Source organism: Nitrososphaera sp., assembly GCF_037447015.1.
Taxonomy (GTDB): Archaea; Thermoproteota; Nitrososphaeria; order Nitrososphaerales; family Nitrososphaeraceae; genus Nitrososphaera.
Genome location: NZ_JBBIHK010000069.1, coordinates 1 through 4175, shown reverse-complemented (window position 1 = coordinate 4175; position 4175 = coordinate 1). Strand labels below are relative to the sequence as shown.

Here is a 4175-nt window from a genome sequence, read left to right as displayed (position 1 = left end):
CGTCGTCGCTACTCGTTTGGGTAGCGGTGCATGGACATCACGTTGACGGCCGACAGCGAATAGATCCTGTCCTGCTGCTTTAGCACGGTCAGTGCGGCGTTCCGTATGTGCCACCTGTAGAGCGCCTCCGGCTTTAGGTCGAGTATGGTGGATATCGCCGCTTTAATGGGGTCAAGGTGGGTCACGCACAGCACGTTCCTGTCCGCGTGGTTCTCTGCCACCTCGTCGAGCAGGCTCTTGACGCGCTTTTTCACCTCGGTGAAAGGCTCGACGCCAAAGCTTGCAAGCACCGGGTCGTGCTCGTCGTAGAACTTTAAAAACAGGTTGCCGTATTTCGTGACGACCTCCTCGTAGTTCATGCCCACCAGCTTGCCCAGCTCTATCTCGTACAGCCGCTCGTCAATGTCATAGCCCGACCCTATCTCGTCGCAGACTATTTTTGCAGTCTCGACAGCCCTTATCACCGGCGAAACAAGCACCTTGTCTATCCGCACGCCCTTCAGGTGGCGGGCGGCGTCCTGCGCCTGCTGGCGCCCGTATTCTGTCAGGTGCGACTCCAGGTGCCGGCCCACCAGCATGCGGTTCACGTTGTTCTCCGCCTGCCCGTGGCGCATGAAAATCACCAGCGGCAACGGGATTCTGTCGCATTTCCGGCTACTTAATTATTTCATCATAGTTCTTCATCATCATCAGCGTCGTCGTCGTTATCTCTTGTTTTTTGCTGCCAGCGGCGGCTGCAGGGTAACAAGAAGGAGAAGAGCAGTGCCGCATATGCAGACAAAGTTAATATCGCAATCACTTGCTGCATCAGCCACATATGAAGATCGGAATCGTAGGTGGCACCGGCGGCATGGGCGAAGGCTTTGCCCTAAGGTGGTGCGCCAAGCACGACGTAATAGTTGGGTCAAGGGAAGCGCAGAAGGCCAAAGAGGCGGCTGCAAACTATATGGCGGCGGCAAAGCAGGCATATCCTTCGATGGCAGGCAGCATCGCAGGCGACGACAACATCTCGCTTGCCAAGGACTGCGACGTGCTCATACTCTCGATACCGTACGAGTTCATAGACGACACCTGCGGCAAGCTGGCAGGCAACACCAGGAGCGACTGCATCGTGGTCTCGCCCATAGTGCCCATGACCAGAAACGACAACGGCTTTGCGTACATCCCGCTCGAAGACAAGGGCAAAAAGCCGGCGGCAGAGCTTGTGGCAGAGCGCATGGCCCCAAGGTCCAGGGTCGTGTCGGCGTTCCACACCATATCTGAAGTAAAGTTAAAGAACACTGCGCTCAGCCTGGACGCAGACACGTTCATCTGCGGCGACGATGCCGCAGTCGTGGCCAGGCTGTCAGAGCTTGTCTCCGAGATAAGCGGCCTGCGGCCTGTCTACCTTGGCCCGCTCGCCCTCACGTACCAGGCAGAAGTGCTCACCCCGATGCTCCTGAACGCCGCTCGCCGCAACAAGATGAAGAACCCCGGCGTCAAGCTGACGACGTAAACGTTATCAGCAGAGCATCTGTGTATATAACACATCGGCCATGCGGTGGAAAGAGAGGGAGCATCAGCGGCGCGGGCGCAACTGGATGACTGCCATGGGCGTCCTTTTTTTCGTGGCCGCAGGCATCATCGCGATCAGGAACCTGGTGCTCTATTACCTTGACGCATCCGCAGGGCTCATCGAGAACGGCACGCAAAAGTTCCTGGACAACTTTGTCAACGGCCAGGTCACGAACGAAAAATTCGTCGTGGCCATGCTCGCCATAGGCGGCTTTCTGGTATTTTGGGGCTATTTCAAGAAAAAAGAGGACTATGGCCCGCCAGACGAGCACGAGTGGCGCCGGTTCAACCGGTAGCAGCAATAGCAATAAAAGCTCAAAAATAAGACGATTGTCGAGCATTGTGCACCATGAGCGGGTCAGCTTTGTGATAAAATTTCAACAAAAAGTAAGTTGAATATGAAATATTTTCACAAGCTCTGCAAACCTGCACAGAATTAGCAAAGTTAAAGACAGGGATGTGTGGAACTACACTCTAGAACAAGCGTATTTGAAAAAGAGCCCCAAGAGCAAGCACAGTAGCAGCAAAGCCCGCGCGGCGGCAGCAAAGGTCAAGCGTAGGGCCGTCCGCCGCAAGCCCGTGCGGCGCAGCAGCAGAAATAGCAACAGTAGCAGCAGCAGGAGGCTTCGTGCCAGAGTGAAGCAGAAACCAAAAGTTGCAAGGGCCAGACCGAGGCCGCCTAAAGCCGGGGCGCCGCCGGCAACAAGGAAGGCAGCAGCCGTGGTGGTCAGGATAATGGGGCACGGCCAGTTCACCGTCGACGCAAGGACGCTTGGGAGCCTCAAGCGGATAGACGACTCGCTGGTCGAGATGGTTGCGTCTGAAAAGGCAGACGACGCCGAGTTCAAAAAAGCGCTGGTCGAGCTGAACGACGTGGCGATCAAGCGGGGCAAGCCGGTGGAGCCGGGCGAGATGGTAAAGACGGACATCATACTGCCAAGCGCCGACATGCCTGTCGACGAGGCGAAAAAGCTCTTTGTGGGCGAGGGCGTGATACCGGCGGCTATGGCCTGACTGACTGACTGACTGACCAACTAGCTAACGCAGAAACCGCTCCAGCCTGTCCATCGCTTTTTCCAGCTGGTCTTCAGGCGGCAGGTAAACTATTCTAAAGTGCCCCGAGCCGTACGCAGAGCCAAAGCCGGACCCGTGCACCGTGAGCACGCCCGTGGTGTTCAAAAGGTCGATGACAAACTCTTTGTCGTCCTTCCACCGGCTGCCGAGCTCTATCTTGGGGAAGACGTAGAACGCCCCGCGGGGCAGCCTGCACTGGATGCCGCTCATTGCGTTGAGCCTCTTGACCACATAGTCGCGCCTCCTGCGCAGCCTGTCCACCATCTGCGGAATGTGGTCCTGCGGGCCCCTGAGCGCGGCGACTGCGGCGTGCTGCACCGGCAGGTTTGCCGCTATCCTCACCCGGGCAAGCTTGGGCACGTCCTCCCTGAACTGGTCGAGCTTGCGGGAGCTGCTGTTCATGCAGACATAGCCGCAGCGCCAGCCGGTCATCAGGTACGCCTTTGAGAACCCGTTCAAGAGCACGACAGGCGCGTCCTTGGCGACCTTGCCGATGCCCGTGAACTGCGAGTCAAACGCTATCTTGTCGTAAATCTCGTCGCAGATGACGTACAGGTCGTGCTCGGTGGCAATGTCGACGAGCTGCTGCAGGCTCTTGCGGTCAAAGACTTCTCCGGTCGGGTTGTTCGGGCTGATTATGCACAGCGCCCGGGAGCGCGAGGTTATCTTGGACCGCAGGTCTTCGAGGTCCGGCCGGCCGTCCTCGTGCAGCCGGAATTCTACAGGCCTGCCGCCGTAGAACTTGACGTACGAGGAGTAGGGAGGGTAATACGGGCCGGGCATCAGCACCTCGCTGTTTGGGTCGACGATGGACGCAAGGGTCATGTCGAGCCCCTCCGACACGCCGTTTGTGACGAGCACGTCGTCCGGCGTCACGTCGAGCCCCTTTTCCGACTCTTTTTCCACTATCGCCTGGCGAAGCTCCGGCAGGCCCTCCGAATCAGCGTAATAGTTCTCGTCCCTGTTGACTGCGTCGATGAGGGCCTTTTTTATGTGGGCAGGCGTCTTGAAATCGAACTTGACAGGGTCGCCTATGTTGAGGTAGGTTATCTCTTTGCCCTGCGCCCTTATCCTGTTTGCGTACGCCGTAATGTCGCGGATGGCGTACTCGACGCCGTGCGTCCTGTCAGAGACCTTCATCTTTGCGCACCATGCCGGTTGCGTGACCGAGATAAATTGTTATGGTAACTTTTGCAATCCGCGCCAAGGGCGAGGTAACAATAAAAAGCACGTCCAAGTGCAGCTTGCGCATAGAGAGAGAGGCAGAGGTAGAGAGACAAGATGGCAGCGGCCACATCAGCATCAGCAGCAGTAGCAGATTACGACAAGGTCATGAAGCTCGCCCTCGAGAGGGGCTTTTACTTTCCAAGTTGCGAGATTTACGCCGACGCGCAGGCAGGGTTCTGGGAGTACGGCCCGTCCGGGGTCGGCCTGAAGAACAAGTTCATCGAGCTCTGGAGGCGCCAGCTGGTGCGGAGGGACGGCATGATGGAGATAGACGGCTGCCAGATAATGAGCAAGAGCGTCTTTGTCGCGTCGGGCCACAT

5 protein-coding genes and 1 pseudogene are annotated in these 4175 nt (G+C 57.5%); 4 read left to right on the top strand and 2 right to left on the bottom strand.

Features of this window, described 5'->3' with window-relative positions; translation table 11 throughout:
• Positions 1–8 precede the first annotated feature (8 nt).
• On the bottom strand, positions 9–623 hold the full coding sequence (locus WKI84_RS12925) for a histidine phosphatase family protein (RefSeq protein ID WP_337863973.1): 615 nt from the start codon (positions 621–623) through the stop codon (positions 9–11).
• Between the two features lie 194 nt (positions 624–817).
• Here WKI84_RS12925 and npdG point away from each other — a divergent pair, with 194 nt between their 5' ends.
• The 3 genes from npdG (at position 818) to WKI84_RS12910 (ending at position 2568) form a co-directional block, all read left to right on the top strand.
• Positions 818–1495 carry an NADPH-dependent F420 reductase gene (npdG, locus tag WKI84_RS12920; protein WP_337863972.1) on the top strand — a complete coding sequence of 226 codons (678 nt, stop codon included), beginning with the start codon at positions 818–820 and terminating at the stop codon, positions 1493–1495.
• A 94-nt stretch (positions 1496–1589) separates the two neighbouring features.
• Complete coding sequence (locus WKI84_RS12915; protein ID WP_337863971.1) at positions 1590–1850, top strand: hypothetical protein; 261 nt, start codon at positions 1590–1592, stop codon at positions 1848–1850.
• A 193-nt stretch (positions 1851–2043) separates the two neighbouring features.
• On the top strand, positions 2044–2568 hold the full coding sequence (locus WKI84_RS12910) for a hypothetical protein (RefSeq protein ID WP_337863970.1): 525 nt from the start codon (positions 2044–2046) through the stop codon (positions 2566–2568).
• 24 nt (positions 2569–2592) lie between these two features.
• On the opposite strand, the gene WKI84_RS12905 is transcribed toward WKI84_RS12910, so the two are convergent.
• Complete coding sequence (locus tag WKI84_RS12905; RefSeq protein ID WP_337863969.1) at positions 2593–3768, bottom strand: aminotransferase class I/II-fold pyridoxal phosphate-dependent enzyme; 1176 nt, start codon at positions 3766–3768, stop codon at positions 2593–2595.
• A 141-nt stretch (positions 3769–3909) separates the two neighbouring features.
• On the opposite strand from WKI84_RS12905, the pseudogene WKI84_RS12900 reads away from it, so the two are divergent.
• A pseudogene (locus tag WKI84_RS12900) lies at positions 3910–4175 on the top strand (hypothetical protein); the annotation flags it as partial.

Excerpts from the sequence above, each read along its gene's own strand:
- npdG (WP_337863972.1), top strand. The coding sequence starts at position 818 with ATGAAGATCGGAATCGTAGGTGGCACCGGCGGCATGGGCGAAGGCTTT.
- WKI84_RS12915 (WP_337863971.1), top strand. The coding sequence starts at position 1,590 with ATGGGCGTCCTTTTTTTCGTGGCCGCAGGCATCATCGCGATCAGGAAC.
- WKI84_RS12905 (WP_337863969.1), bottom strand. The coding sequence starts at position 3,768 with ATGAAGGTCTCTGACAGGACGCACGGCGTCGAGTACGCCATCCGCGAC.